The organism is Streptomyces sp. So13.3, from assembly GCF_005860785.2.
Lineage (GTDB): Bacteria > Actinomycetota > Actinomycetes > Streptomycetales > Streptomycetaceae > Actinacidiphila > Actinacidiphila fildesensis.
On record NZ_CP048835.1, the window covers coordinates 6,921,978 to 6,946,645 of the forward strand.

Annotated in this window: 21 protein-coding genes; 11 read left to right on the forward strand and 10 right to left on the reverse strand. The window is 71.8% G+C overall.

Going from position 1 to position 24,668, the window contains the following annotated elements:
* Positions 1 to 4: 4 nt before the first annotated feature.
* The gene (recX, locus tag C8250_RS30990) at positions 5 to 574 is read left to right on the forward strand and encodes a recombination regulator RecX (protein WP_138358565.1); all 570 of its coding nucleotides are present in this window, start codon (positions 5 to 7) and stop codon (positions 572 to 574) included.
* Between the two features lie 106 nt (positions 575 to 680).
* On the opposite strand, the gene C8250_RS30995 is transcribed toward recX, so the two are convergent.
* The 5 genes from C8250_RS30995 to C8250_RS31015 all read right to left on the reverse strand — a co-directional run bounded on the left by C8250_RS30995 (position 681) and on the right by C8250_RS31015 (position 6,201).
* Positions 681 to 2,366 carry an FAD-dependent monooxygenase gene (locus tag C8250_RS30995; protein ID WP_138358563.1) on the reverse strand — a complete coding sequence of 562 codons (1,686 nt, stop codon included), beginning with the start codon at positions 2,364 to 2,366 and terminating at the stop codon, positions 681 to 683.
* Positions 2,367 to 2,643: 277 nt separating this feature from the next.
* Entirely contained in the window at positions 2,644 to 3,495 is an 852-nt protein-coding gene (locus tag C8250_RS31000) for an amino acid ABC transporter permease (protein WP_138358561.1), read from the reverse strand.
* A complete protein-coding gene (locus tag C8250_RS31005) occupies positions 3,492 to 4,139 on the reverse strand; it encodes an amino acid ABC transporter permease (RefSeq protein ID WP_138358559.1) in 648 nt (215 codons plus the stop codon). The genes C8250_RS31000 and C8250_RS31005 overlap by 4 nt, the downstream gene beginning before the upstream one ends.
* A 207-nt stretch (positions 4,140 to 4,346) precedes the next feature.
* On the reverse strand, positions 4,347 to 5,270 hold the full coding sequence (locus C8250_RS31010) for a glutamate ABC transporter substrate-binding protein (protein WP_138358557.1): 924 nt from the start codon (positions 5,268 to 5,270) through the stop codon (positions 4,347 to 4,349).
* A gap of 154 nt (positions 5,271 to 5,424) precedes the next feature.
* Complete coding sequence (locus tag C8250_RS31015) at positions 5,425 to 6,201, reverse strand: amino acid ABC transporter ATP-binding protein (RefSeq protein ID WP_138358555.1); 777 nt, start codon at positions 6,199 to 6,201, stop codon at positions 5,425 to 5,427.
* A gap of 293 nt (positions 6,202 to 6,494) precedes the next feature.
* On the opposite strand from C8250_RS31015, the gene C8250_RS31020 reads away from it, so the two are divergent.
* The gene (locus C8250_RS31020; RefSeq protein WP_138358553.1) at positions 6,495 to 7,229 is read left to right on the forward strand and encodes a response regulator transcription factor; all 735 of its coding nucleotides are present in this window, start codon (positions 6,495 to 6,497) and stop codon (positions 7,227 to 7,229) included.
* A gap of 17 nt (positions 7,230 to 7,246) precedes the next feature.
* Entirely contained in the window at positions 7,247 to 8,653 is a 1,407-nt protein-coding gene (locus C8250_RS31025; RefSeq protein WP_138358551.1) for a HAMP domain-containing sensor histidine kinase, read from the forward strand.
* Positions 8,654 to 8,745: 92 nt separating this feature from the next.
* Here the strand turns inward: C8250_RS31025 and C8250_RS31030 are convergent, their stop codons facing one another.
* Complete coding sequence (locus C8250_RS31030; RefSeq protein WP_187145042.1) at positions 8,746 to 10,752, reverse strand: bifunctional serine/threonine-protein kinase/glutamate ABC transporter substrate-binding protein; 2,007 nt, start codon at positions 10,750 to 10,752, stop codon at positions 8,746 to 8,748.
* Positions 10,753 to 10,797: 45 nt separating this feature from the next.
* A complete protein-coding gene (locus tag C8250_RS31035; protein WP_138358549.1) occupies positions 10,798 to 11,781 on the reverse strand; it encodes a TAXI family TRAP transporter solute-binding subunit in 984 nt (327 codons plus the stop codon).
* Positions 11,782 to 11,930: 149 nt separating this feature from the next.
* Between C8250_RS31035 and miaB the strand changes: the two genes are divergently transcribed.
* Both miaB and C8250_RS31045 read left to right on the forward strand, forming a co-directional pair.
* Positions 11,931 to 13,418, forward strand: coding sequence for a tRNA (N6-isopentenyl adenosine(37)-C2)-methylthiotransferase MiaB (gene miaB, locus C8250_RS31040; RefSeq protein WP_138357323.1), 1,488 nt, complete (start codon positions 11,931 to 11,933; stop codon positions 13,416 to 13,418).
* A gap of 211 nt (positions 13,419 to 13,629) precedes the next feature.
* Positions 13,630 to 14,352 carry a class III extradiol dioxygenase subunit B-like domain-containing protein gene (locus C8250_RS31045; protein ID WP_138357317.1) on the forward strand — a complete coding sequence of 241 codons (723 nt, stop codon included), beginning with the start codon at positions 13,630 to 13,632 and terminating at the stop codon, positions 14,350 to 14,352.
* A gap of 122 nt (positions 14,353 to 14,474) precedes the next feature.
* Here C8250_RS31045 and C8250_RS31050 read toward each other — a convergent pair whose 3' ends face one another.
* Both C8250_RS31050 and C8250_RS31055 read right to left on the reverse strand, forming a co-directional pair.
* Entirely contained in the window at positions 14,475 to 14,714 is a 240-nt protein-coding gene (locus C8250_RS31050; protein ID WP_138357316.1) for an antitoxin, read from the reverse strand.
* A 22-nt stretch (positions 14,715 to 14,736) separates the two neighbouring features.
* On the reverse strand, positions 14,737 to 14,973 hold the full coding sequence (locus C8250_RS31055) for a hypothetical protein (protein ID WP_138357315.1): 237 nt from the start codon (positions 14,971 to 14,973) through the stop codon (positions 14,737 to 14,739).
* 195 nt (positions 14,974 to 15,168) lie between these two features.
* Here C8250_RS31055 and miaA point away from each other — a divergent pair, with 195 nt between their 5' ends.
* The 6 genes from miaA (at position 15,169) to hflX (ending at position 23,269) form a co-directional block, all read left to right on the forward strand.
* Positions 15,169 to 16,119, forward strand: a complete 951-nt coding sequence (gene miaA, locus C8250_RS31060; protein WP_138357322.1) for a tRNA (adenosine(37)-N6)-dimethylallyltransferase MiaA — start codon at positions 15,169 to 15,171, stop codon at positions 16,117 to 16,119.
* 105 nt (positions 16,120 to 16,224) lie between these two features.
* On the forward strand, positions 16,225 to 16,683 hold the full coding sequence (locus C8250_RS31065; protein WP_138357321.1) for a hypothetical protein: 459 nt from the start codon (positions 16,225 to 16,227) through the stop codon (positions 16,681 to 16,683).
* A 60-nt stretch (positions 16,684 to 16,743) separates the two neighbouring features.
* Positions 16,744 to 17,652 carry a diaminopimelate epimerase gene (gene dapF, locus C8250_RS31070; protein WP_138357314.1) on the forward strand — a complete coding sequence of 303 codons (909 nt, stop codon included), beginning with the start codon at positions 16,744 to 16,746 and terminating at the stop codon, positions 17,650 to 17,652.
* A gap of 230 nt (positions 17,653 to 17,882) precedes the next feature.
* The gene (locus C8250_RS31075) at positions 17,883 to 20,060 is read left to right on the forward strand and encodes an HD domain-containing protein (RefSeq protein WP_138357313.1); all 2,178 of its coding nucleotides are present in this window, start codon (positions 17,883 to 17,885) and stop codon (positions 20,058 to 20,060) included.
* A gap of 150 nt (positions 20,061 to 20,210) precedes the next feature.
* A complete protein-coding gene (locus tag C8250_RS31080) occupies positions 20,211 to 21,683 on the forward strand; it encodes a M1 family metallopeptidase (protein ID WP_138357312.1) in 1,473 nt (490 codons plus the stop codon).
* An 80-nt stretch (positions 21,684 to 21,763) separates the two neighbouring features.
* On the forward strand, positions 21,764 to 23,269 hold the full coding sequence (gene hflX / locus C8250_RS31085; protein WP_138357311.1) for a GTPase HflX: 1,506 nt from the start codon (positions 21,764 to 21,766) through the stop codon (positions 23,267 to 23,269).
* An 86-nt stretch (positions 23,270 to 23,355) separates the two neighbouring features.
* Here hflX and C8250_RS31090 read toward each other — a convergent pair whose 3' ends face one another.
* Positions 23,356 to 24,519 (reverse strand): hypothetical protein, encoded by a 1,164-nt coding sequence (locus tag C8250_RS31090; protein WP_138357310.1) that lies wholly within the window; start codon positions 24,517 to 24,519, stop codon positions 23,356 to 23,358.
* Positions 24,520 to 24,668: the final 149 nt, after the last annotated feature.

Sequence of the window (24,668 nt, forward strand, 5' to 3'; positions counted from 1 at the left end):
GGCCGTGGCGAGTCGGTACCCCGATCGCGGCGGCTCTTCCGAGTCGAGGGCCTCGAAAGAGCCGCCGCTCAGCCCGGAGGAGCAGGCGCGGGCGTTGTGCCTGCGCCTGCTCACCGGGAATCCCCGCACGCGTAAACAGCTCGCCGACGCGATGCGCAAGCGGGAGATCCCGGACGACGTGGCGGAGCAGCTGCTGGAGCGGTTCCAGGAAGCCGGCCTGATCGACGACCAGGCGTTCGCCAACGCCTGGGTGGAGTCCCGGCACCGCGGGCGGGGCCTCGCCCGCCGGGCGCTGGCGAGGGAGCTCCAGACCCGCGGGGTGGACGCGGAGCTGGTCACCGAGGCGGTGGGCCAGCTCGACTCCGACCAGGAGGAGGAGCGGGCCCGCGAGCTGGTGGACCGCAAGTTGCGGACCACCCGCGGGCTGGAACGTGACAAGCGGCTGCGCCGCCTCGCCGGAATGCTCGCCCGCAAGGGTTACCCGGAGGGCCTCGCCCTCCGGGTGGTCCGCAGGGCCCTGGAGCAGGAGGGCGAGGACGAGCCGGATGTCCTGGAGTACCTCCCGCTGGGATGACCTCCCGCTGGAATGACGTCCCGCTGGAACACCTGCCGCTCACGCCCACTCCTGCCCGTTCCCGGCCGCTCATCGCCCGGGAACGGACTGCCGCTGGGGCGGCGGATCAGGGCGTCCGGCCGCTGACCGGTTCGTCCTGCGGTGCGGTCCGGTGCGGGGGGCCGCCGCGGGCCAGGTCCGCGTAGGAGTACAGCTCGGCCGGGCGGCAGCCGACCATCGCCGTCACCAGATGGCCGTCCGGGCGGATCAGCAGCACGCTGTGCGCCGTCGCACCGGGATAGCTCTCGGTCACCAGCAGCTCGGCGCGCATCGGCAGCGCGGCGACCGCCGACGCGAGCCGTGGCATCAGACCGGCCGTCAGCCAGTGCCGGCTGTCCCACACACCGGTGCCCGGGGCGATCAGCATCACCAGCAGGTTCTGGCCCAGCCGGTCCCGCAGCCGGCCGACCGTGCCGTCCAGCGCCGTCACCGGCACATCGACGACCAGCCCGCCCGGGGGAGTGGCGCAGGTGGCGACCAGCGGTGATCCGGCGGTCTTGCCGCCGCCGCTGCCGCCCCCGCCCGGCCGCGGCGCGGGCAGGGCGAGCGGCGACCGGCCGTAGACCGGCGGGGACGCGGCGGATCCCCGGCCGAGGTGGCTGTCGGTCAGCAGCTCGGCGTGCCCGCGGGCGGATCCGGAGAGCAGCGAATGGCGGACCGTGTTCCAGGTCCCGCCGGCGCGTACCAGCGGCAGCGCCTGGTCGGTGGCGCGCAGCCGGGCCCCGACCGCCTCGCGCCGCTCGGCCTGATAGCTGTCGAGCAGGGTGTCGGACGCGCCCTCGTGCCAGGCGAGCGCGAGCTTCCAGGAGAGGTTCTCGGCGTCCCGCAGGCCCTCCTCCACGCCCTGGGCGCCCAGGGCGCCCATCAGGTGGGCGGCGTCGCCGGCGAGGAACGTCCGGCCCACCCGCCAGCGGCGGGCGAGCCGCTGGTGCACCGGGTACTCGGCGGAGCCGACCAGTTCGTACGGTACGACGCTGCCGCACCACGTGGTCAGGATGGAGCGGATCCGGGTCACCAGTTCGTCGGGGGTCAGCAGTTCGCCCCGGGCGGGCAGCAGCCAGTCGAAGCGCCACAGGACGTCCGGTAGCGGACGGGCCGTCACCTCCTGGCCGGTGCCGGCGCCGGGCGGATCACGGTGCAGCAGGGCCACACCGGGTTCCGGGAGGTCGACGCGCAGCGCGGCGACGGCGTGCCGGTCGACGGCGGTCTTCCCGGGGAAGCGCACCGCGAGCAGCTTGCGGACCGTCGAACGCGGCCCGTCGCAGCCCACCAGATAACTGCCCCGCCACCAGGTGCGGTCGGCGCCCCGGGTGTGCACGGTGACGCCGGTGGCGTCCTCGTCGACCGCGTCGACGCGGGAGCCGGTCACGATCCGCACGAGGCCGTGGCCGTGCAGGGTCTGCCGCAGGCCCCTTTCCAGCCGGTGCTGGGAGATGTGCACCGGGGACGGCTGGGCGGGCTCGTCGTCCGACGCGGGGCCGAAGTCGACGCGCAGCACCTCCTGCCGCCGGCGCAGGGTGCGCCATCCGGTCCAGGTGGTGCCGTCCGCGTACACCTGCGGATAGCCGAGCCGTTCCAGCAGGGCGGCGGTATCCGCACCCAGGACGGTGGTGCGTGGATGGCGCAGGTCGTCACGGGCGTCGGCCGGCCCCTCGGCTTCGTCGAGGACGATGGTCGGGACACCGCGTTTGGCCAGAGCGAGCGCGAGGGCGAGGCCCACAGGGCCCGCCCCCGCGACGATCACCGGGTCCACAGGGCGGTCCCCGGAAGATGTGCAGTCACGATACGTATGCAATCCACTGCGGGTGCGTGCGTCAAGTGACGGCGGAACGTCGGCGCGGTGCGAACCGACACACCGTCACTCCGCGAGCCGACGTACCGTCACTTCCGTCACCGGCCAGGCACCGATCAGGCACCGGTCAGGCACCGGTCAGGCACCGATCAGGAACCCATCCGTCACCGACGCACCGTCAATTCCAGCGCGGACGACGGCACATCCGCACCGACGCCGCATCGCCGTCACCCCGCCGTCACTCCGCCGTGGCGACCAGGGCCTCCGCCTCCGGCGTGGCCGGCGGCGCGCCCTTCGGGCTGCGGCGGGCGCGCTTCTCGACCCAGGTGGCGACGGCGGACAGGAGCATGCACATCGCGATGTAGATCGTGCCGATGACGAGCAGCACCTGGAAGTAGGGGTAGTTCCCGAGGGTCGGCGTGTTGCCCGCCAGGATCCGGCCGACGTACAGCAGTTCGGTGTAGGCGATCAGGTAGCCGAGCGAGGTGTCCTTCAGGGTCACCACGAGCTGGCTGATGATGCTGGGCAGCATGGCCCGTACGGCCTGCGGGACCAGAATGGTCAGCATGACCTGGGTCTTGCGCATGCCCAGCGCGTAGGCGGCCTCGCTCTGGCCCTTGGGCACGGAGTTGATGCCGGCCCGGAAGATCTCCGCCTGGACCGAGCCGTTGTAGAGCGTCAGACCGATGACCAGGGCCCAGAAGGGCTCGAAGACGGTCGCCCACAGCAGATAGATCATGATGATCAGCGGCAGTGCGCGGAAGAACTCCACGGCCGCCGAGGCGGCGATCCGCACCGGCTTGTGGTCCGAGAGCCGTCCGGCGGCGAACACGGTGGCCAGCAGCAGCGAGAAGACCGCCGCGAGGGCGAACGCCTTGAGGGTGGCGACCACGCCGTCCGTGATCTGCTGCTGGACCCCGGCGTACTGGAACAGGTCCCACATGTAGGACTTGAACTCGCCCTTGGAGTTGAGCCGCATGGCGAAGAAGACCAGCAGCCCGGCGAGCGCCAGGCTGCCGACGACCGTGTAGATCCGGTTGCGCAGCCGGGTCCTGGGGCCCGGGGCGTCGTACAGAACACTCGCCGTCATCGGGCCACCGCCAGCCGGTTCTCGAGCAACCGGAACAGGCCGCTGATCGCAAACGTGATGATCAGGTACGCGAGGGCGATCCAGATGAAGATCACGGTGAGGTTGAGCCCCTGGTCGCTCAGGAGCTTCTGGGTGGAGAACAGCTCGGTGACGCTGAAGGCGCCGGCGATCGCCGAGTTCTTGGTCAGCGCGATCATGAGGCTGCCGACCGGCGCGATGACCGTACGGGCCGCCTGCGGAAGGATGATCAGCCGCAGGATCTGGGTGAACGTCATCCCGATGCTGCGCGCGGCCTCGGCCTGGCCGAGCGGGACGGTGTTGACGCCGGAGCGCACCGCCTCGCAGACGAACGCCGAGGTGTAGAAGCCGAGCGCGAGCACCGCCAGCTGGTACGAGCTGAGGCCGGTCGTGAGGACCTCAGGCACGATGAAGGTGGCGACGAGGAACAGCAGGGTCAGCGGGGTGTTGCGCAGCAGCGTCACCCACAGCGTGCCGAAGGCCCGCAGCGGAGGCACCGGCGAGACCCGGAACGCGGCTATCAGCACCCCGAGCAGCAGGGCGAGCACCGCGCTGGCGCCGGTGAGCGACAGCGTGCCGAAGAACCCCTGGCGGAACAGGGCGAAGTTGTCGACCAGCACGTTCATCGTGGCTCACCTCGCCGGTTCGCTGGGGTCTGGCGGAAAGGCCAGGAAGGCATCGTCGGTCCAGGGCGTGCGGGGGGTACGACGGGTCGCGCCCCGGAGGGAAGCAGCATCGAGGTTGGCCTCACGAGGGCGTTGCGGCCCGCCGGCCGGCCGGCGGGCCGTCGCGGGAACGACGGTGCCGCGGCGGCCGGCCTGCGGGTCGGCTGATCAGTAGCGGTCGAGGGCCGGCGGCGCGGTGTACGGGGCGCCGGACAGGCCCAGCGTCGCGTCGTAGGCCTTCTTGTAGTCGCCGTTGTCCTGGTGCGCCTTCAGCGCGTCGCTGATCGCGTCACGCAGCGCCTTGTCGTCGTGCGCGAGGCCGACGCCGTACGGCTCCTGGGAGAACTGCTTGCCGACCACCCGGAACTTGCCGGGGGCCTGCGCCGCGTAGCCCTTGAGGATCGCGTCGTCGGTGGTGACCGCGTCGACCTGGCCGGTCTGGAGCTGCTGCACGCAGTCCGAGTACTTGCCGAGGGCGTTGACGACGGCTCCGTACTTCGGGTCCTTGATGCGCTCCAGCGGCGTGGAGCCGGTGATGCTGCAGACCTTCTTGCCCTTGAGGCTGTCCGGGCCGGTGATGTCGGTGTTGCTCTTGGCCACGAGCAGGTCCTGGCCGGCGATGTAGTACGGGCCGGCGAAGGAGATGTCCTTCTTGCGGGCGTCGTTGATCGTGAAGGTGCCGACGTAGTAGTCCGCGTCGCCCTTCTTGATCGCCGGCACGCGCAGGCTGGAGTCGAAGGTCTTCCACTCGATCTTGTCGGGACCGAAGCCGAGGTCCGCGGCGACCATCTTGGCGATCTCGATGTCGAAGCCGTTGCGGTCGTTGGAGCCGGGCGGCTGGAAACCGAGGAACGGCTGGTCGGACTTGACGCCGATGACCAGCTTGCCGCGCTGCTGAGCCTTCTTCAGTACGGCGGAGTCGAGCGTGACGCCCGTCTTCGGCGTGTACGTCGGCAGCTTCGGGGCGTCGGCGCCGGTGGTGGGCTTGGCGCCGGGCGCGGTCGGCGTGCCCTCCTTGCCGCCACAGGCGGTCGCGGAGGCGGTCAGCGCCAGGACGACGAGTCCGGCGGCGGCGGATTTACGGATATTCATGGGGACATCCCTTGCGTCGTCAGTCGTCAGTCGTCGGTCGTCAGTCATCGGTCATCAGTGCGTCGTCGTACGTCAGCCGTCGTACGTCAGCCGTCGGTCGGCCGTGGTGCGGGGCCGGCCGCGCGCAGGGGCGCCCGCCGGCCGTCAGGCAACGTCAGTGGTGAAGGATCTTCGAGAGGAAGTCCTTGGCGCGGTCGCTGCGCGGATTGCTGAAGAACTGCTCCGGCGTCGCTTCCTCGACGATCCGTCCGTCGGCCATGAAGACGACCCGGTTGGCGGCGGAGCGGGCGAAGCCCATCTCGTGCGTGACGACGATCATCGTCATGCCGTCCCGGGCGAGCTGCTGCATGACTTCCAGCACCTCGTTGATCATCTCCGGGTCGAGTGCGGAGGTGGGCTCGTCGAAGAGCATGACCTTGGGGTCCATCGCCAGCGCGCGGGCGATCGCGACCCGCTGCTGCTGTCCGCCGGAGAGCTGCGCGGGGTACTTGTCCGCCTGGACCCCCACGCCGACCCGGTCGAGCAGCTGCCGGGACCGGTCCTCGGCCGCCTTCTTGTCGGTCTTGCGGACCTTGACCTGCCCGAGCATCACGTTCTGCAGAACGGTCTTGTGCGCGAAGAGATTGAAGGACTGGAAGACCATGCCCACATCGGCACGCAGCCGGGCCAGTTCCCGCCCTTCCTGGGGAAGCGGCTTCCCGTCCACCGTGATGGAGCCCGAATCGATCGTCTCCAGCCGGTTGATGGTGCGGCACAGCGTGGACTTGCCGGACCCCGAAGGACCGATGACGACCACGACCTCACCGCGGGTGATCGTCAGGTCGATGTCCTGGAGCACGTGCAGCGCGCCGAAGTGCTTGTTCACGCCTCCCAGTACGACCAGGTCATCGGTCGCCGGCGCGGCGTCCTTGGTCACTGAGACTTCGGTCATCGGCCTGTGCTCCATCCTCGTCGGTCTGGCAGACCTTAGTGATGCATGATGACGAGCGTCATTACATCTGAGCTGAACTTGAGCATCACGATTCGGATACTCTCCGCCACGAGTGATGTGCCCTGTGTTGTCGTGCGTACCGGCTGGATAACAGTCCGCGGCAGGTACCGATGCCCCCTTGACGCGCCCCTCGCCGGTCGGTCTGTATTCCGGGTAGGTACCGGACGCCGGCCGACGGCGGGTGTCCGACCTGTGGCCGAACGATTGCCGATGTGGGAAAGGAGGGTGAACCGATGAGATTGCTGTTGGTGGAGGACGACGACCGGGTCGCCGCCGCACTGTCGGCCGTGCTCGCGAAGCACGGCTTCGACGTCACCCATGCCCGCAGCGGCGAGGAGGCGCTGCGCGCGCTGCTGCCCGCCCAGGGCCCGTCCTACGGGTGTGTGCTGCTCGACCTCGGCCTGCCCGACCAGGACGGTTTCGAGGTGTGCAGCCGGATCCGCCGGCGCACCTCCACCCCCGTGATCATGGTCACCGCCCGCGCCGATGTGCGGTCCCGGATCCATGGCCTGAACCTCGGCGCGGACGACTACGTCGTCAAGCCGTACGACACCGGTGAGCTGCTCGCCCGGATCCACGCGGTCGGCCGCCGGCCCCCGCTGCGGCCCGGTACGGAGTCCGCCGCCCCCGCGCCCGCCGACGGATCCGCTGCCGGTGAGCGGCCGCCGGCCGGCAGTCTGCAACTCGGCCCCGTCGACATCGAACTGCCCACCCGCCGCGTTATGGTGAGCGGCGAGCCGATCGCGCTCACCCGCAAGGAGTTCGACCTGCTGGCCCTGCTCGCCCAGCGGCCCGGGGTGGTCTTCCGCCGCGAGCAGATCATCAGCGAGGTCTGGCGCACCAGCTGGGAGGGGACGGGGCGCACCCTGGAGGTGCACGTCGCCTCGCTGCGTTCCAAGCTGCGGATGCCGTCCATGATCGAAACGGTGCGCGGGGTCGGTTACCGGCTCGTCGTTCCCGCCGCCTGAGATCCAGGACCCCGCCGTTGAGCTCGCGTCTTCTCCCCCTGCTGCTCGCGTTGATGGCGGGCGTCCTGCTGGCCCTGGGCTTTCCGCTGGCCGCGAGCATGGCCGCCGCGCAGCAGCAGCGCGTCGTCGTCGACCGCATCGACGACACCGCGCGCTTCGCGTCGCTCGCCCAGTTCGTCACCTCGCGCACCCCGCAGTCCGCGAGCGACGTCGGGGACGACGAGCGGCTGCACGCGCTGCGCTCCGAACTCAGCCGGTACGAGGAGCTGTACGGCATCCGCGTCGGTGTCTTCTACCGCGACGGCACCGCGATGGGTGTGGCGCCCGCGGACTGGAGACTCCCCGAAGCGGGGGAGGCGTACGGCGCCTACAGCGCGGCACTGGCCGGCCGCCGCAGCCATGACCCGGAGCAGGTCTGGCCGTGGCAGCGCCGCACGCTGGCCGTCGCCTCACCGATCATCCGCGACGGGGACGTCGTCGCCGTCGTCCTCACCGAATCGCCCACCGGGGCGCTGCGTTCGCGCATCCTGCACGGCTGGCTGCTGCTCGGCGCCGGTGAGCTGGCCGCGATGGCCATCGCCGTACTGTTCGCGTTCCGGCTCACCGGCTGGGTGCTGCGACCGGTCGCGATCCTCGACCGCGTCACACACGACATCGCCACCGGGCGGATGAAGTCCCGGGTCGCGGCGGCCGGCGGGCCGCCCGAACTGCGGCGGCTGTCCCGGTCGTTCAACGAGATGGCCGACAACGTCGAGCAGGTGCTCGAACAGCAGCGGGCCTTCGTCGCCGACGCCTCCCACCAGCTGCGCAATCCGCTGGCCGCGCTCATGCTGCGGATCGAGCTGCTCGGCTTCGAACTCCCCGAGGGCAACGCGGAGGTGGCCTCCGTCCAGGACGAGGGCAGACGGCTCGCCCAGGTCCTGGACGATCTGCTCGGCCTGGCGCTGGCGGAGCACGCGGACGCGGACCTCGCCCTCACCGACATCGCCGCACTCGTCGGCGAGCGCCTCGGCGCGTGGCGGCCGGTCGGGGCGCGGGAGGGCGTCGCCCTGGAGTACGCGGGCAAGACCGCGGTCACCGGCTGGTCCGATCCGGTCGCGCTGTCCAGCGCGCTGGACGCCGTCATCGACAACGCGCTGAAGTTCACACCGCGCGGCGGGCGGGTCCAGGTGCTGGTCGCGGGGGAGGGCGACGAGGTCGCCGTCACCGTCTCCGACGGCGGACCCGGTCTGACGGAGGAGGAGCTCGCCCGGATCGGCGACCGCTTCTGGCGCAGCCCCCGCCACCAGAACATCGACGGCTCCGGACTCGGTCTGTCCATCGCCCGCGTCCTGCTGAACCAGAGCGGCGGCCGGCTCTCCTTCGCGGCGAACGAGCCCACCGGCCTCGCCGTGACCCTCACGGTGCCGCGCTCGGCGCCGTAGAGCCCGGAGAGCCCGTAGGAGCCCTAGAGCCCAGAGCCGCAGGGCAAGCACGTAGCGGCCCCTCCAAGGGCCCGGAGAGGCGATCCCGGCCCTCAGCCGCACTCCGTCTGGTCGGGCGGCAGCTGGTCCGCCAGCTCCTTCGGGGCCAGCGGCTTCAGATAGGTGTTGTACGAGGACTTCCAGCGGCCCGAGGAGATCTCGTCCCTTATGGCGCCGCACACCGCGGCGCGCAGCGCCGGCTCGCCCCGGTGCAGGCCCACGCCGTACTGCTCGCTGCCGAACGGGGCGCCGAGCAGCCGCAGTTCCGTGGGGTGCTGGGCCCGGTAGCCGGCCAGGATGACATCGTCGGTGGAGACCGCGTCCACCGTGCCGGCCAGCAGGTCGGCGACGCACAACCCGTACGAAGCGCGCGGTTCCAGCACTATCCGCGGATACTCCGTGCGCAGCCGCGCCTCCGGCGTGGAGCCCTGCACGGTGCAGACCTTGTGACCGTCCAGGTCGGCGACGCCGTTCACGCCGGTCGACCGGGCCGGTACCAGGAAGTCCTGTCCTGCCACGTAGTACGGGCCGGCGAAGTCCACCGACTCCTTGCGCCCCTGGGTGATCGAGTAGCTGGCCACTATCAGGTCGACCTGCCCGGTGCTGAGCCGGTATTCGCGGCTCTGGGTGTTGACCACCTCGAACCGCACCGTGTCGAAGCCCAGATGTTTCGCGACCGCCCGCGCGATGTCGATGTCGAACCCGCGGAAGCCGCCGGCGGACTGTGCCGAACGCTCGCTGAGCCCCGGCTGGTCGCCCTTCACCCCGACCAGCAGGAAGCCGCGTTCCCGGGCCGCCCGCAGGGTCGCGGAGCTGTCGAGGGACGGGCCGGCGGCCGCGGTGAGCCGGTCCACGGTGAACCAGCCGGCGGTCACGAGCACGACCAGCGCCACTGCGGCGGCCGCCCACGCGCGGGGACCGCGGAGGCGGGCGGCGAGGCGGCGGGGCGGGACGGGTGCCCCCGGGTCCGCCGAACCGGACGGATCAGAAGGATGAGAAGGATCAGCTGAACCGGATGAAGCAGCTGAACCGGATGAAGCAGCCGAACCGGCTGCAGCGGTCGGAACGGGCGGGTCCGTCACGTCCGGCGGTTCCAGCGGGCCCGTGTCGGCACCGGTGCTCGTGACGCTGCCGCCCGCGGTCCACGGGGACTCCGTGACCGGCGGGTGGCCGTCCTCCGGGTAGAACGCCGTCGGATACTGCGGGGTCTCCTGCGCCACATGCTGCAGCAACTGCTCGGCCCGCTGCGCCGTCAGCCGCTCCAGCGGCTCCTTCACCAGCAGGCCCTCGATCAGCGGCCGCAGCGGGCCGCAGTACTCCATCGGCGGCGGCTCGTCCTCACGCACCGCCTCCAGGACCTCGTACGGGGTCGGCCCGCGGAAGGGCGCGCGTCCCTCGACCGTCTCGTACAGCGTCACCCCGAGCGACCACAGGTCGGCGGCGGGCGTCGCCTCGCGCGGTGACCGGCCGTGCGGGGTGCACAGCTCGGGTGCCAGGTACCGCGGGGTGCCGACGAGTTCGTGCAGCCGGGTCACCTGGGCCGCGCCCTCGAAGGTCGCGATGCCGAAGTCCATCAGCACCGCGCGCCCGTCCCGGCGGAACAGGATGTTGTGCGGCTTCACGTCCCGGTGCAGCACGCCTGCCGCGTGCACCGCGCGCAGCCCGCGCAGCACCTCCAGGCCGATCCTGGCCGTCTGCAGCGCGGCCAGCCGGCCGCGTTCCTGCAACTGGTCCGCGAGCGACCGCGGATTGACCTGCTCCATCACGATCCAGACCTGGCCGTCGGCCTCGATCACGTCGTGCACCGCCACCACGTGCTCATGCCCGATCCGGGCGATGGCCCGCGCCTCCCGGCGTGCCCGCTCCACCCACTGGGCCTGGGTGTCGGGGTCCACCGCGCCCCGGAACAGCAGTTCCTTCACGGCGACCTGGCGCCCCAGCCGGTTGTCGTACGCCTCCCACACCACGCCCATACCGCCACGGCCCAGCGGGCGCTGCAGCTCGTACCGGCCGTCGACAAGAGTGTGGGGCCCGCCGTCTGGTGTACCCCCGTTTCGCATGCGTAGAGATTAGGGCCTATCCCCGGCAGTCGCGCGAGGGGCACCCTAGGGCTTTACCGACCGGTAGTAGCGGCTGGCGCCTTCGTGCAGTGGAAGGGGGTTGGTGAAGACGGCGGTGCGCAGGTCGACCAGCTGGGCGGCGTGGACCTTGTTGCCGATCTCGTCGCGGCTGTCGATGACCGCGCGGGTGAGCCGTTCGACGAGTCCGGTGTCCGCCCGGTCGGTGGTCACGAGCAGGTTGGCGACGGCGATGGTCGTGACGGCCGTGCCGTGCTGCATCGTCGGATAGGCGTCGGCGGGCATCACCGCCTGCCGGTAGTAGCCCATCGTGTCGCCCTTGGCGTGCAGTTTGTCCACGAGGTCGCCGAGCTGGACGAGCTTGACGTTGCTGGACGCCGCCAGATTCGTCACGGTGTTCGTCGGCAGGCCGCCGGACCAGAAGAACGCGTCGAGCTTGCCCGCCTTGAGCAGGCCGGGTGCCGTGTCGATGCCGACCGGCACCGCGGTGAGGTCCTTGGCCATGTCGAGCCCGGCGGCGTCCAGCAGCCGGCGGGCTATGAGGTGCACACCGGAGGCCGCCTGGCCCACCCCGACGCGCTTGCCGCGCAGATCGCGGGCGGAGCTGATCGGCGAGTCCCTGGGGACTATGAGCTGCATGTAGTCGTCGTACAGCCGCGCGCAGGCGCGCAGCCGGTCCTTGCCCGGGCCCTGGTAGTCCGCGACCGCGTCGGCGGCGGCGATCGTGAAGTCGGCCTGCCCCGAGGCGACGCGTTTCACGTTGTCGACCGAGCCCTGCGACTGGACGAGGTTCACCGCCACCCCTGGCAGCTGGTCCCGCAGATCGGTCTTGAGCATCTTCCCGTAGGTCTCGTACACCCCGGCGGCCACGCCGGTGGAGAACGAGACCGGTTCGTGCGGATACGACGGACCGCGGGACGGCAGCAGCCACCACAGGAGCAGCGCGAGTGCGGCGGCGGCCGCGAGGACCGACTGCAGCGCGCGGCGTCTGCCGATGTGGGGGACGTTCATGGTCCGGATCCTGCCAGGCGGGCGCCGCCGCCGGGGGCTGTACCGGGGGCCTGCCGCACGAGCGGGGCGGGAGGGGCCGAGGGGGGCCGGGCCGCCCGCGGCTCTCCGTACCCCCGCGCCCCCCGTACCCTGGTTGGGTGAGCGGTGAGGTGGCTGGTTTGAGGACATACGAGGTCCGCACCTACGGGTGCCAGATGAACGTGCACGATTCGGAACGGCTGTCCGGCCTCCTGGAGGGCGCGGGCTATGTCCGCGCGCCCAAGGGAGCGGACGGGGCGGACGTCGTCGTCTTCAACACCTGCGCGGTGCGGGAGAACGCCGACAACCGGCTCTACGGCAACCTCGGCCAGCTCGCCCCGCAGAAGGCGGCCCGGCCGGGTATGCAGATCGCGGTCGGCGGCTGTCTCGCGCAGAAGGACCGCGACACCATCGTGAAGCGGGCCCCCTGGGTCGACGTGGTCTTCGGCACCCACAACATCGGCCGGCTGCCGGTGCTGCTGGAGCGGGCCAGGATCGCCGAAGAGGCGCAGGTCGAGATCGCCGAGTCGCTGGAGGCGTTCCCCTCCACGCTGCCGTCCCGCCGCGAGTCCGCCTACGCCGCGTGGGTCTCGGTCTCGGTGGGCTGCAACAACACCTGCACCTTCTGCATCGTGCCCGCGCTGCGCGGCAAGGAGGAGGACCGGCGGCCCGGCGACATCCTCGCCGAGGTGGAGGCGCTGGTCGCCGAGGGCGTCGTCGAGATCACCCTGCTCGGGCAGAACGTGAACGCGTACGGCTCGGGCATGGGCGACCGCGAGGCGTTCTCCAAGCTGCTGCGGGCGACCGGGCAGATCGAGGGGCTGGAGCGGGTGCGCTTCACCTCCCCGCACCCGCGGGACTTCACCGACGACGTGATCGCCGCCATGGCCGAGACGCCGAACGTGATGCACCAGCTGCACATGCCGCTGCAGTCCGGCTCCGACACCGTCCTCAAGGCGATGCGCCGCTCGTACCGGCAGGACCGTTACCTCGGCATCATCGAGAAGGTGCGCGCGGCCATGCCGGACGCCGCCATCTCCACCGACATCATCGTGGGCTTCCCGGGCGAGACCGAGGCGGACTTCGAGCAGACGATGCACGTGGTGCGCGAGGCGCGCTTCGCGCAGGCCTTCACCTTCCAGTACTCCAAGCGCCCCGGGACCCCGGCCGCCGACATGGACGGGCAGATCCCCAAGGAGGTCGTCCAGGAGCGCTACATGCGGCTGTCGGCGCTCCAGGAGGAGATCTCCTGGCAGGAGAACAAGACGCAGATCGGCCGCACGCTGGAGGTCCTGGTCGCCGAGGGCGAGGGCCGCAAGGACAAGGCGACGCACCGGCTGTCCGGCCGGGCCCCCGACAGCCGTCTGGTGCACTTCGAGAAGCCGGCGGGCACCGACCCGCGCCCCGGTGACATGGCCACGGTGGAGATCACCTACGCCGCCCCGCACCACCTGCTCGCCGAGCGCCCCGCGCTCTCCGTGCGGCGCACCCGGGCCGGCGACGCGTGGGAGCAGCGCAACGCCGCGCCCAAGGCGCCGGCCGGAGTGATGCTCGGGCTGCCGACGATCGGCGCTCCGGCGCTGTCGCCCGTGGTGGAGAGCGGCTGCGGGCTCGGCTGACGACAGCGTCCGATCACGGTTCCGCCGGACCGGTGCCGACGGTCCGGCGGTGCGGCCGCGCCAGCTCACGCCGTGGCTGGTCAGTTTCCGAGGCCGGCCGTCGTCCTCGAGGGTGAAGGCCCACAGGTCGGTGGCGGGGATGTCGGCGACAGGGGTCGGAACGGTGTGCACGGTCCTGGGGAACGGTGATCAGCCCCATTAGGCTGCGTTCATGCTCGTAGCCGCCGCAGTCTGCCCGTCCGCCCCGCTGCTCGTACCCGAGGTCGCGGCCGGTGCCGCGTTCGAACTGGACGCGCTGCGCGCAGCCTGCGCCGACGCGGTCGGGGTGCTCGCGGCGTCCCGGCCGGACCGGCTGGTGGTGATCGGCCCGGCCGGGCAGCCCGACCGGGGGCGGCACCACGAGGGCGCCCGGGGCTCGTTCCGGGAGTTCGGCGTGGACCTGGACGTACGCCTCGGCACCGCACCCGGGACTCCGTCCGAGGACGTCGGCGCCGACCGCGCGCTGCCGCCCTCGCTGGCCGTCGCCGCCTGGCTGCTGCGCGGCTGGGCCGCCGCTCCGCTGGAGGGCCTGGGCGTGGGCGAGCCGCTCGAACAGGACCGCTGCGCCGCCACCGGTGCCATGATCGCGTCAACGGCGGACCGGGTCGCGCTGCTGGTGATGGGCGACGGCAGCGCCTGCCGCACCCTCAAGGCTCCCGGGTATCTGGACGAGCGCGCGGCACCCTTCGACGCCTCGGTCGCCGCCGCGCTGGCCGCCGCCGACACCGAGGCGCTGGCCGCACTGGACGCGGAACTGGCGGAGACGCTCCAGGCCGCGGGACGCGCCCCCTGGCAGGTCCTCGCGGGCGCCGCGCAGGGCGCGGGCCTGGCCGGACAACTGCTCTACGAGGACGCCCCGTACGGTGTCGGCTACTTCGTCGCCACGTGGACGTAGCCGCCGCTCGGCCGTAGCCGCCGACTGGTGCGGACCGGGACGGCGGAAGACCGCGGGGCCGAAGCACCCGCGGCCTTCCCGCGCTGGGGTCCGGGGGTACCTCCCAGCGGTGGCTGGGGGCGTCAGGCCGGAGTGTCCGGCCCGCTTCCCTCCTTGCCGCTCTTCAGGTGGTCCAAGGCGCCCTTCGCCTTGTGCACACCCGTGTCGATCTTGTCCGTGTACTTGCCGTGGGTCCTGGAATCCACCGTCCGGGCGGCCTTCTCGAGCCCCGACTCGATCTTTCCCCCGTGCTGCTGCGCGAGGTCGCCCGCCTTGTTCCTGGCGAGTCCGAGTCTGTCCTTGATCGTGTCCATCAGGCCCATCCGGCACCTTCCCTCGGGGCGGCTACGCGCGGGCGCCCTCACCGGCCTCGCTGTCGGCGGCGTCCGCTGTGGACTGCTGCTTCGGGATGCCGACGGGCTCCGCCGCGCCCGCGGGCTCCGCGTCCCCGGCCGGCTCCGCCGCCTCGGCGGGCTCAGCGACCGCCTCGACGCCCTCCGGCTCCGCCGTCAGAGTGACGGCTTCCGCCGCTTCGGTTGACGGGTCGGCCGACTGACGCCGAAACCATCCGAAAACTCCCATTTCTACTCCAGACCATACTCGTGAGGTCGAAAATCCGCGTTGCCCGGGGCGCCTCGTTGCACCGCTCGGGTCCGGCCGGTCCGGAGAACCCGGAATCCGGCCTGCGGAATCTCTCCAGAGGCAACGAGTCCGGCAGCGCTGCGTCACGTCCCTCGATCGTGAGGGGGGCCGGAGGTTTGGGAGACTGGACACGTGCTGCACACTCCCGGGGAGCGACCCCCCGTACTTCCGAGTAAAGATCTTGTCATCGCCGTCGTCGGCCCCACCGCGGCCGGCAAGTCCGATCTGGGCGTAGCCCTGGCCCAGGCCCTGAACGGTGAGGTCGTCAACGCCGACTCCATGCAGCTCTACCGGGGCATGGACATCGGCACCGCCAAGCTCACCACCGACGAGCGCCACGGCGTGCCGCACCACCTGCTGGACATCTGGGACGTCACCGAGGCCGCGAGCGTCGCCGAGTACCAGCGGCTCGCCCGCGCCGAGATCGACCGGCTGCACGCGGCCGGGCGGACCCCCGTACTGGTCGGCGGCTCCGGGCTGTACGTGCGCGGCGCCATCGACGCGCTGGAGTTCCCCGGCACCGACGCCGCCGTCCGGGCCAGGCTGGAGGCGGAGCTCGCCGAGCAGGGCTCCGCGGCGCTGCACGCCCGGCTGGCCGCGGTCGACCCCGAGGCGGGCCGGGCGATCCTGCCCAGCAACGGCCGGCGGATCGTCCGGGCGCTGGAGGTGGTGGAGATCACCGGCCGGCCGTTCACGGCCAATCTGCCGGGCCCCGACTCCATCTACGGCACCGTCCAGATCGGCGTCGACGTGCCGCGGCCCGAGCTCGACGAGCGCATCGCGCTGCGCGTCGACCGGATGTGGGACGCCGGACTGGTGGACGAGGTAAGGGAGCTGGCCGCGGTGGGGCTGCGGGACGGCCGCACCGCCTCACGGGCGCTGGGCTACCAGCAGGTACTCGCCTCGCTCGTGGGGGAGTGCACCGACGACGAGGCGCGCGCCGAGACCGTCAGGGCCACCAAGCGCTTCGCCCGGCGCCAGGACTCGTGGTTCCGCCGCGATCAGCGGGTTCACTGGCTCTCCGCCCGGGGCCCGGAACTCACCGATCAGGCGCTGACGTTGGTCGAAGCTGCGGTTACAGCCTGATCACGTGATGGCATCGGGACGCCTCAGCGTGAGGAGACGGCCACGCGGCCGTGCCATCATCGAGCAACGAGTTACGGCGTCGGAGAAGGGGGAGGGCGCGTGGCGATGGAAGCCGGTCCCCGAGACTCCTCACCCGACCGTCATGCCGAGACCGAGGCACAGCTCGGGACGGACGAACTGCTCGAACCCGGGTCGCTGATCGACCCGGAGGCGATGATCGAGCCGGAACTCGTTCCGGTGGAGCTGCGGCCGCAGCGGCGGCTGCGGATCTGGCAGCTCGCCCCGATCGTCGCCCTCGGTGTCGGTGGCTCCCTGATGTTCGCCTTCCCGCTCGCCTTCGAGTTCGGTGACGGCGGCGCGGTCGTGGCCATGCTCGGCCTGCTGCTCAGCTGCTGCTCCGCGGGCTGGGGCATCATGGCCGCCCGCCGGGTCGGCTACACCTGGCCCGGACTGCCCGCCCGTGGCTCCGGCCGCCGTGCGGACTGGCGCTTCATCGTCGCCTACACCCTGATCAGCGGCCTGCTGGCGGTCCTCGCCATCTGGCGCGTGGCCCGCCTGCGCTGAGCCGCCCGCCGAGCGCCCCGCACCGGAGCGTGCCGGGCCGGTGGCCTTACGCTTGTCCTTGTGACCACCACGCAGCCCACCACGCACCAGGGCCTGTCCTTCCTCAAGGGCCACGGCACCGAGAACGATTTCGTCATCGTCCCCGACGCGGACGGCCGCATCGAGCTGTCCGCGGCGGCCGTCGCGCGGCTGTGCGACCGCCGGGCGGGCATCGGTGGCGACGGGCTGCTGCGGGTCGTGCGCTCGGAGGCCCATCCGGAGGCCGCCGGCATGGCCGGCGAGGCCGAGTGGTTCATGGACTACCGCAACAGCGACGGCAGCATCGCCGAGATGTGCGGCAACGGCGTCCGGGTCTTCGCCCGGTATCTGCAGCGCGCCGGGCTGACCGGGCCCGGTGACCTGGCCGTGGCCACCCGCGCGGGCGTCCGCCGGGTGCACATCGCCAAGACGGACGCGGACGGCACCCTGGGCGGGATCACCGTCGGCATGGGCGCGGCCGCCCTGCCCGCGGGCGAGGTGACCGTCACCGTGGACGGCCGCAGCTGGCTGGCGAGCAACGTCAACATGGGCAATCCGCACGCCGTCGCCTTCGTCGGCAGCCTGGACGACGCGGGAAACCTGTACACCGCGCCCACCGTCACGCCCGCCGCCGCGTACCCGACCGGCGTGAACGTGGAATTCGTCGTCGACCGCGGTGAGCGGCATGTGGCGATGCGCGTCCACGAGCGGGGCTCCGGCGAGACCCGCTCCTGCGGCACCGGCGCCTGCGCCGTCATGGTCGCCGCCGCCCGCCGCGACGGCGCGGACCCGGCCATCACCGGACGCCCCGTCACCTACACCGTGGACGTCCCCGGCGGCCGTCTGGTGATCACCGAGCGCGCCGACGGCGAGATCGAGATGACCGGCCCCGCCGTCATCGTCGCCGAGGGGACCATCGACCGGGAGTGGCTGGACGCACCGTCAGCCTGACGGACCGCCACCGCCCGAAACCCTGCCGGGAATCGGACTCCTGAGCCCCCTTTCCGAACTGGCCTCCCGTACTGACTTCCCGCACTTGTTCCCTCGAACGGGTGATGGCGATCACTCTGGACGAGAGCGCGGCTGCCGCACGTGGTGGGCTCGGTAGCATCAAGCACCGGCGCGGCCCCCATTCTCCGTGGAGAGCGCCCGCCGCCGGTTGACGCTGCCGGAGGTGCCCGATGAGCGCGGACAACGCAGTGGATGCCGCCCCCGCCCCCGACGATGAGGGCCGCAGGCGCGGACTTCGCCGCATCGACCTGCGCAGACTCGGCCGGGCGGCACTGCTCGGCCCCGGCGGCCGGGAGTGGGGCCTGCCCGCCGGCGGCAGGGGCCAGCGCGTGCCGGACGCCATCGAGCACCTTGCCAAAGTCCACCGGCTGCGCCACCCGGGGGTCGGCGCGGCCGGCATCGAGACGCTGCGCCGCGCATATCTGCTCGCCGAGTCCTCGCACCGCGGCCAGATGCGCAAGAGCGGCGAGCCGTACATCACGCATCCGCTCGCCGTGACGCTGATCCTCGCCGAACTCGGCGCCGAGACAACGACCCTGACGGCCTCTCTGCTGCACGACACCGTCGAGGACACGGAAGTGACACTCGATCAGGTGCGGGAGGAGTTCGGCGAGGAGGTCTGCTATCTCGTCGATGGCGTCACCAAGCTCGAACGGGTCGACTACGGTGCCGCGGCCGAGCCCGAGACCTTCCGCAAGATGCTGGTCGCCACCGGAAGCGACGTACGCGTCATGTCGATCAAACTTGCCGACCGGCTGCACAACATGCGCACCCTCGGGGTGATGCGCCCCGACAAGCAGGCGCGGATCGCGAAGGTCACCCGGGACGTGCTCATCCCGCTCGCCGAACGGCTGGGTGTTCAGGCCCTCAAGAGCGAACTGGAGGACCTGGTCTTCGCCATCCTCCACCCCGAGGAGTACGCCAGGACCCGCGCGATGATCCGCGCCAACTCCGTCCGCCCGGACCCGCTGGCGGCCGTCGCCGACGCCGTGCGGGCCGTGCTGCGCGAGGCCGGGATCGCCGCCGAGGTCGCCATCCGGCCGCGGCACACCGTCTCCGTCCACCGGGTGCTGCTCAAGCGCGGCGCGGACGAGCTCGGCGGCTGCGAGTTCGGCCGGATCCTGGTGCTCGTCGCGGAGGACGCCGACTGCTACGCCGTCCTCGGTGAGCTGCACACCTGCTTCATCCCAGTGATCGCGGAGTTCAAGGACTTCATCGCGGCGCCCAAGTTCAACCTGTACCAGTCGCTGCACACCGCCGTCGCCGACGAAGAGGGCCGGATCGCCGAAGTCCTGGTCCGCACACGGCAGATGCACCGGGTCGCCGAGGCCGGTGTCATCGCGCTGGGCAATCCGCACACCGTCGACGAGCCCCCGCAGGCCGCCGATGGCGAACGCGTCGACCCCACCCAGCCGGGCTGGCTGTCGCGCCTGCTGGAGTGGCAGCGCGACGCCCCCGACCCCGACACCTTCTGGACCGCGCTGCGCGCCGACCTCGCCCAGGACCGCGAGGTCACCGTCTTCTCCGCGCACGGCGGGGACACCACCGGCACCATCCGGCTACCCGCAGGGGCCAGTTGTGTGGACGCCGCCTACGCGCTGCACGGCGAGGCCGGCCATGCCTGCGTCGGCGCCCGCGTCAACGGCCGTCTCGCACCGCTGCGCAGCAAGCTGCGGGACGGCGACATCGTGCAGATCCTGCTGGACGAGACCGGCGCCTCCGGCCCGTCCGCCGACTGGCTGGAGCACGTCCGTACACCGGCGGCCCGGATCGCCGTCACCCGCTGGCTGGAACTCCATCCGGTGCCGCCCGCCGACGAGGAGCCCGCCGCCCGCGCGGAACGCCCCGCGTACAGCGCGGACACCGCGGCCGAGGACGAACCGGTCGCCGTCACCGACCTGGCGGGCGCGGCCGTCCGGCTGGCGCGCTGTTGTACGCCGGTACCGCCCGACGAGGTCACCGGGTTCGTCATCCGCGGCGGCACGGTCGCCGTGCACCGCGAGGAGTGCCCGACCGCGGTTCGGATGATCGGCGCGGGACGGGAGCCGGTTCCCGTCCGGTGGCGGGGCGGCCGCCCCGCCGGGGCCGGATTCCGCGCCACCCTGCTGGCCGAGGCGCTCGGCCGGCCGCGGCTGCTCGCGGATCTCACCGAGGCCATCGCGGGCCAGGGCGTGGGCATCGTCTCCGCCTCCGTGGAACCCCCGCAGGAACACCGGGTGCGGCACACGTACACCGTCGAGCTGCCCGACGCGGAAGCCCTGCCGAGCCTGATGCGCGCCATGCGATCGGTGCCGGGCGTCTACGACGTCTACCGGGCCCAGCGGGCGATGGCCGCCGCGCGTCGGTAACGGGCGCGACGCGCTCTGATCCGGTCCGATCCGCTCCATGCCGGTCGGGTCCGGTCGGGTTCGGACAACCGGCCGGGCGGACCAGGGCCGATCGGGTGTGCTGCTGCGCGTCGCGCGTCCCCGGCCGCCGCCCCCTGATAGCGGTAGCGCATGATCCCCATCACGCCGCGCAGCGGCGCCGTGCTGGCGGCGTTCGCCGCCGTACTGACCCTGACCGCGGCGGACCTGCCCGGCGATCCCGCCGTATCGACGTCGGGTCTCGGCGACCGGCTCTATCCCGACCTCGGCAATCCCGGCTACGACGTGGCCGCGTACGACCTCTCCTTCGACTATCACGGCCAGGACCGGCCGCTGGACGCCGTCACCCGCATCAAGGCCCGCGCGACGGCGCCACTGACCGGGTTCCATCTGGACTTCGCCGCCGGCACGGTCTCATCGGTGCAGGTCAACGGGCATCCGGCGGTCTACACCCGGGAGCGCGAGGAACTCGTCGTCACCCCCGAGGAGCCGGTACCGGACGGCGGCGAGCTGCTGATCGCCGTCACGCACACCAGCGATCCGCGCGCCGCGAACACCGGCTGGGTGCGGACCGCCGACGGACTGGCGATGGCCAACCAGGCCGATGCCGCCCACAGCGTCTTCCCGTGCAACGACCATCCCTCGGACAAGGCCGCCTTCACCTTCCACGTCACGGCCCCCAAGGACCTCACCGTCATCACCAACGGCGTCCCGGACGCCGTCCCCGAGGCCGCGCCCGCGTCCGCTCTCACCTGGACGTACCGTCCCGCGAGCCCGATGGCCACCGAGCTCGCGCAGGTCTCCATCGGCCGCTCCGCCGTACTGCACCGCGCCGGTCCGCACGGGCTGGTGCTGCGCGACGTCGTCGGAGCCGCCGACCGCGACCGGCTGGAGGCCCGGCTCGCGATGACCCCCGGGCAGATCTCCTGGATGGAGGAGCAGGTCGGCCCCTACCCGTTCGAGACGTACGGGATCCTCAGCGCCGACACCACCACCGGCTTCGAGCTGGAGACCCAGACCCTCTCGCTCTTCGAGCGCCGCGTCCTGCTCGCCCCCGAGGCGCTGGCAGCCCCGCTGATGGTGCACGAGCTCGCCCACCAGTGGTTCGGCGACAGCGTCACCCCCGCGGCCTGGTCGGACCTCTGGCTCAACGAGGGCCACGCCACCTGGTACCAGTGGCTGTACAACGCGCAGAAGTACGGCGTCGGCCTCGACCAGCAGGTCCGCGCCGCCTACGAGGGCGACAACCGGGTACGGGCGGCGGACGGCCCGCCCGCCGAACCGAAGGTGCCCGAACCGGGCAAGCTCGGCATCTTCCGGAACAACGTCTACGACGGCGGGGCGCTCGCCCTGTACGCCCTGCGCCAGGAGATCGGCGCCCCCGCCTTCCAGCGCCTTGAGCGCGCCTGGGTGGCCCGTCACCAGGACGGGAACGCCTCGACGGCCGACTTCACCGCTCTCGCCTCCGAGGTCGCTGAGCGGGACCTCAGCGGCTTCCTGCACGCCTGGCTGTACGGGACCGTCACCCCGCCGATGCCCGGTCACGGCGACTGGGTCGCCGGCGCGGCCAGGGCCCGTGCGGCGACGGCGGCGAAACCCGCGTGACCCCCGGCGGCGGGCGTGCGACCATCGTTATGACGGACAACACGCCCGTCCCCATCCCAGCCGCTCGACCAAAGGATCCAATGACCTCCTCTTCCTCCTCTTCAAACGACCGCCAGCGCCTCCCCGAGAGCCTTCGCGCAGACGCCCTGATGGAAGAGGACGTCGCCTGGAGCCACGAGATCGACGAAGAGCGGGACGGTGCTCAGCTCGAACGCTCCGACCGTGCCTCGCTGCGCCGCGTCGTGGGTCTGTCCACCGAGCTGGAGGACGTCACCGAGGTCGAGTACCGGCAGCTCCGTCTGGAGCGCGTCGTACTCGTCGGTGTCTGGACCTCCGGAACCGTGCACGACGCGGAGAACTCCCTCGCGGAGCTCGCCGCCCTCGCGGAGACCGCGGGCGCCCTGGTGCTCGACGGCGTGATCCAGCGCCGTGACAAGCCGGACCCGGCCACGTACATCGGCTCGGGCAAGGCGCGCGAGCTGCGGGACATCGTGCAGGAGACAGGCGCCGACACGGTCGTCTGCGACGGTGAACTCAGCCCCGGACAGCTCATCCAGCTCGAAGACGTCGTCAAGGTCAAGGTGGTCGACCGCACCGCCCTGATCCTCGACATCTTCGCCCAGCACGCCAAGTCCCGTGAGGGCAAGGCCCAGGTCTCGCTCGCACAGATGCAGTACATGCTGCCGCGCCTGCGCGGCTGGGGTGCCTCGCTCTCCCGCCAGATGGGCGGTGGCGGCTCCAGCGGCGGCGGGGCCGGCGGTGGTGGGGGTATGGCCACCCGCGGTCCCGGTGAGACCAAGATCGAGACCGACCGGCGCCGTATCCGCGAGAAGATGGCGAAGATGCGCCGGGAGATCGCGGAGATGAAGACCGGCCGTGACCTCAAGCGGCAGGAACGCAAGCGCAACAAGGTGCCCTCCGTCGCGATCGCCGGCTACACCAACGCGGGCAAGTCCTCGCTGCTCAACCGGCTCACCGGCGCGGGCGTGCTGGTGGAGAACACCCTGTTCGCCACCCTCGACCCGACCGTGCGCCGGGCGGAGACCCCCGGCGGCCGGCTGTACACGCTGACCGACACCGTCGGGTTCGTCCGGCACCTGCCGCACCACCTGGTCGAGGCGTTCCGCTCCACCATGGAGGAGGTCGCGGAAGCCGACCTCATCCTGCACGTGGTGGACGGCTCGCACCCGGTCCCGGAGGAGCAGCTCGCCGCCGTGCGGGACGTCTTCCGCGAGGTCGAGGCGCTCAAGGTGCGCGAGATCGTCGTCATCAACAAGGCGGACCTGGCCGACCCGCTCGTCCTGCAGCGCATGCTGCGGAACGAGAAGCACGCCATCGCGGTGTCCGCCCGCACCGGCCAGGGCATCGACGAGCTGCTCGCGCTGCTCGACGAGGAGCTGCCGCGGCCCGAGGTCGAGGTCGACGTCCTCGTGCCGTACAGCCAGGGCGCGCTCATCGCCCGGGCGCACGCCGACGGCGAGGTGCTCTCCGAGGAGCACACCGGCGAGGGCACGCTGCTCAAGGCACGGGTGCACGAGGACCTGGCCGCCGAGTTCGCGTCCTTCGCGCTCGTCGCCAAGCACTGACCCGTCCGCCGGAGCACCGACGGAAGGGCCCGTCCCCGATGGGGGCGGGCCCTTCCGTGTGACCTGCTACCGGCTGGACGCCGGTGTTACTTGAACTGCTTGCTCACCTTGTCGTACACGGCCTTCGCCTCGGCGCCCAGGTGCGGGCCCGCCAGCCAGGTAGCCGTGACCGGGCCGATCGAGGTGTTGCTGACCAGCGACACCTGATTGTTCGCCGGGTTCTTGGCGTACCAGCCGCCGCCGGACGAACCGCCGGTCATCGTGCAGCCGAGCCGGTACTCGGTCGGCTGATCGGCGAAGAGCGACAGCCGGCCGGCCTTGCCCGTGCAGTTGAACAGCCGCTGGCCGTCGAAGGGCGGCGCGGCCGGGTAGCCCCAGGCGCCGATGTTGCCCATCTTCGTCACGGACGGAGCGTTGAACCACACCGGAAGGGCGGAACCGACCTTCTCCTCCAGCGACTTGGTGCCGCTCGCCTTGTCCGGAGTCACGTGCAGCACCGCGAAGTCGTACGGGGAGCCCTTGCCCCCGGTCTCCGCGCCGTTCGCGATCCACTGGTCGGAGGTGGCCGCGCCGTCGGCCCAGAACACGCCGAGCGGGGCGAGCTCGTCGCGCTTGGCGCCCTTCAGCTGCGCCTCGGTCCTGCCCGCGTCGTTGTACGACGGGACGAAGATGACGTTGCGGTACCAGCCGCCCGCGCCACCCGCGTGCACACAGTGGCCCGCGGTCCACACCAGGTTGGACTTGCCCGGGTGCGCCGGGTCCTGCACCACGGTGCCGGAGCAGACCATCGAGCCCTTGGGGCCGTCGAAGAAGATCTTCCCGTCGCCGGGGCCGTTCTCGTGGTACGGCGCGTCAACGGCCTTGGCCTTGTTGACCGCGGGCACCGCGTCCGTCTTGCCCTTGTCCGCCGCGACGTCGTCGGGCACCTTCTTGTCGTTCTGCTCCGCGCCCTTCATCCGGTCGTTGTCCCACAGACCGTCGATGACCGGGTTGATGAAGTCGGAGGCCTTGCGCAGCCACTGGTCCTTGTCCCAGTTCTTCCAGGCTCCGTCCTTGTACGCCTTCTTCCACTTCTCGAGGTCCCCGAGGCTGGTGGGCAGGGCGGAGGGGAGCTTCGGGCCGTCCGCGCTCGTGACCGGGGCGCTCGGCTTGGGATCCGCCTTGTCGTCGGACGGCCCGCAGGCGGTGGCCGAGACCGCGAGCAGGGCCGCGACCGCGGCGGCGGCCAGTGGCCGGCTTATGGATGGCATGGGTGGTGTCCCCCTGGTCGTCTAACGGCAGTTCACCCCGGCGAAGGGGCGGTCCCCCACTATGCCGGGTGCTGTGAGGGACGGTTCGCGCCGGGTCCGCGGTTCCGCCCCGAAAGATCTCCCGGCCGACCGTGATCGGACCAGGGGCG

Coding starts and splice junctions, on each gene's coding strand:
- C8250_RS31075 (WP_138357313.1), top strand. CDS start 17,883: ATGAGCGCGGACAACGCAGTGGATGCCGCCCCCGCCCCCGACGATGAG.
- C8250_RS31050 (WP_138357316.1), bottom strand. CDS start 14,714: ATGGGCCTGATGGACACGATCAAGGACAGACTCGGACTCGCCAGGAAC.
- C8250_RS31065 (WP_138357321.1), top strand. CDS start 16,225: ATGGAAGCCGGTCCCCGAGACTCCTCACCCGACCGTCATGCCGAGACC.
- C8250_RS31015 (WP_138358555.1), bottom strand. CDS start 6,201: ATGACCGAAGTCTCAGTGACCAAGGACGCCGCGCCGGCGACCGATGAC.
- C8250_RS31090 (WP_138357310.1), bottom strand. CDS start 24,519: ATGCCATCCATAAGCCGGCCACTGGCCGCCGCCGCGGTCGCGGCCCTG.
- C8250_RS31045 (WP_138357317.1), top strand. CDS start 13,630: ATGCTCGTAGCCGCCGCAGTCTGCCCGTCCGCCCCGCTGCTCGTACCC.
- C8250_RS31005 (WP_138358559.1), bottom strand. CDS start 4,139: ATGAACGTGCTGGTCGACAACTTCGCCCTGTTCCGCCAGGGGTTCTTC.
- hflX (WP_138357311.1), top strand. CDS start 21,764: ATGACCTCCTCTTCCTCCTCTTCAAACGACCGCCAGCGCCTCCCCGAG.
- C8250_RS31080 (WP_138357312.1), top strand. CDS start 20,211: ATGATCCCCATCACGCCGCGCAGCGGCGCCGTGCTGGCGGCGTTCGCC.
- C8250_RS31020 (WP_138358553.1), top strand. CDS start 6,495: ATGAGATTGCTGTTGGTGGAGGACGACGACCGGGTCGCCGCCGCACTG.
- C8250_RS31030 (WP_187145042.1), bottom strand. CDS start 10,752: ATGCGAAACGGGGGTACACCAGACGGCGGGCCCCACACTCTTGTCGAC.
- C8250_RS31000 (WP_138358561.1), bottom strand. CDS start 3,495: ATGACGGCGAGTGTTCTGTACGACGCCCCGGGCCCCAGGACCCGGCTG.
- C8250_RS31035 (WP_138358549.1), bottom strand. CDS start 11,781: ATGAACGTCCCCCACATCGGCAGACGCCGCGCGCTGCAGTCGGTCCTC.
- C8250_RS31010 (WP_138358557.1), bottom strand. CDS start 5,270: ATGAATATCCGTAAATCCGCCGCCGCCGGACTCGTCGTCCTGGCGCTG.
- C8250_RS31055 (WP_138357315.1), bottom strand. CDS start 14,973: ATGGGAGTTTTCGGATGGTTTCGGCGTCAGTCGGCCGACCCGTCAACC.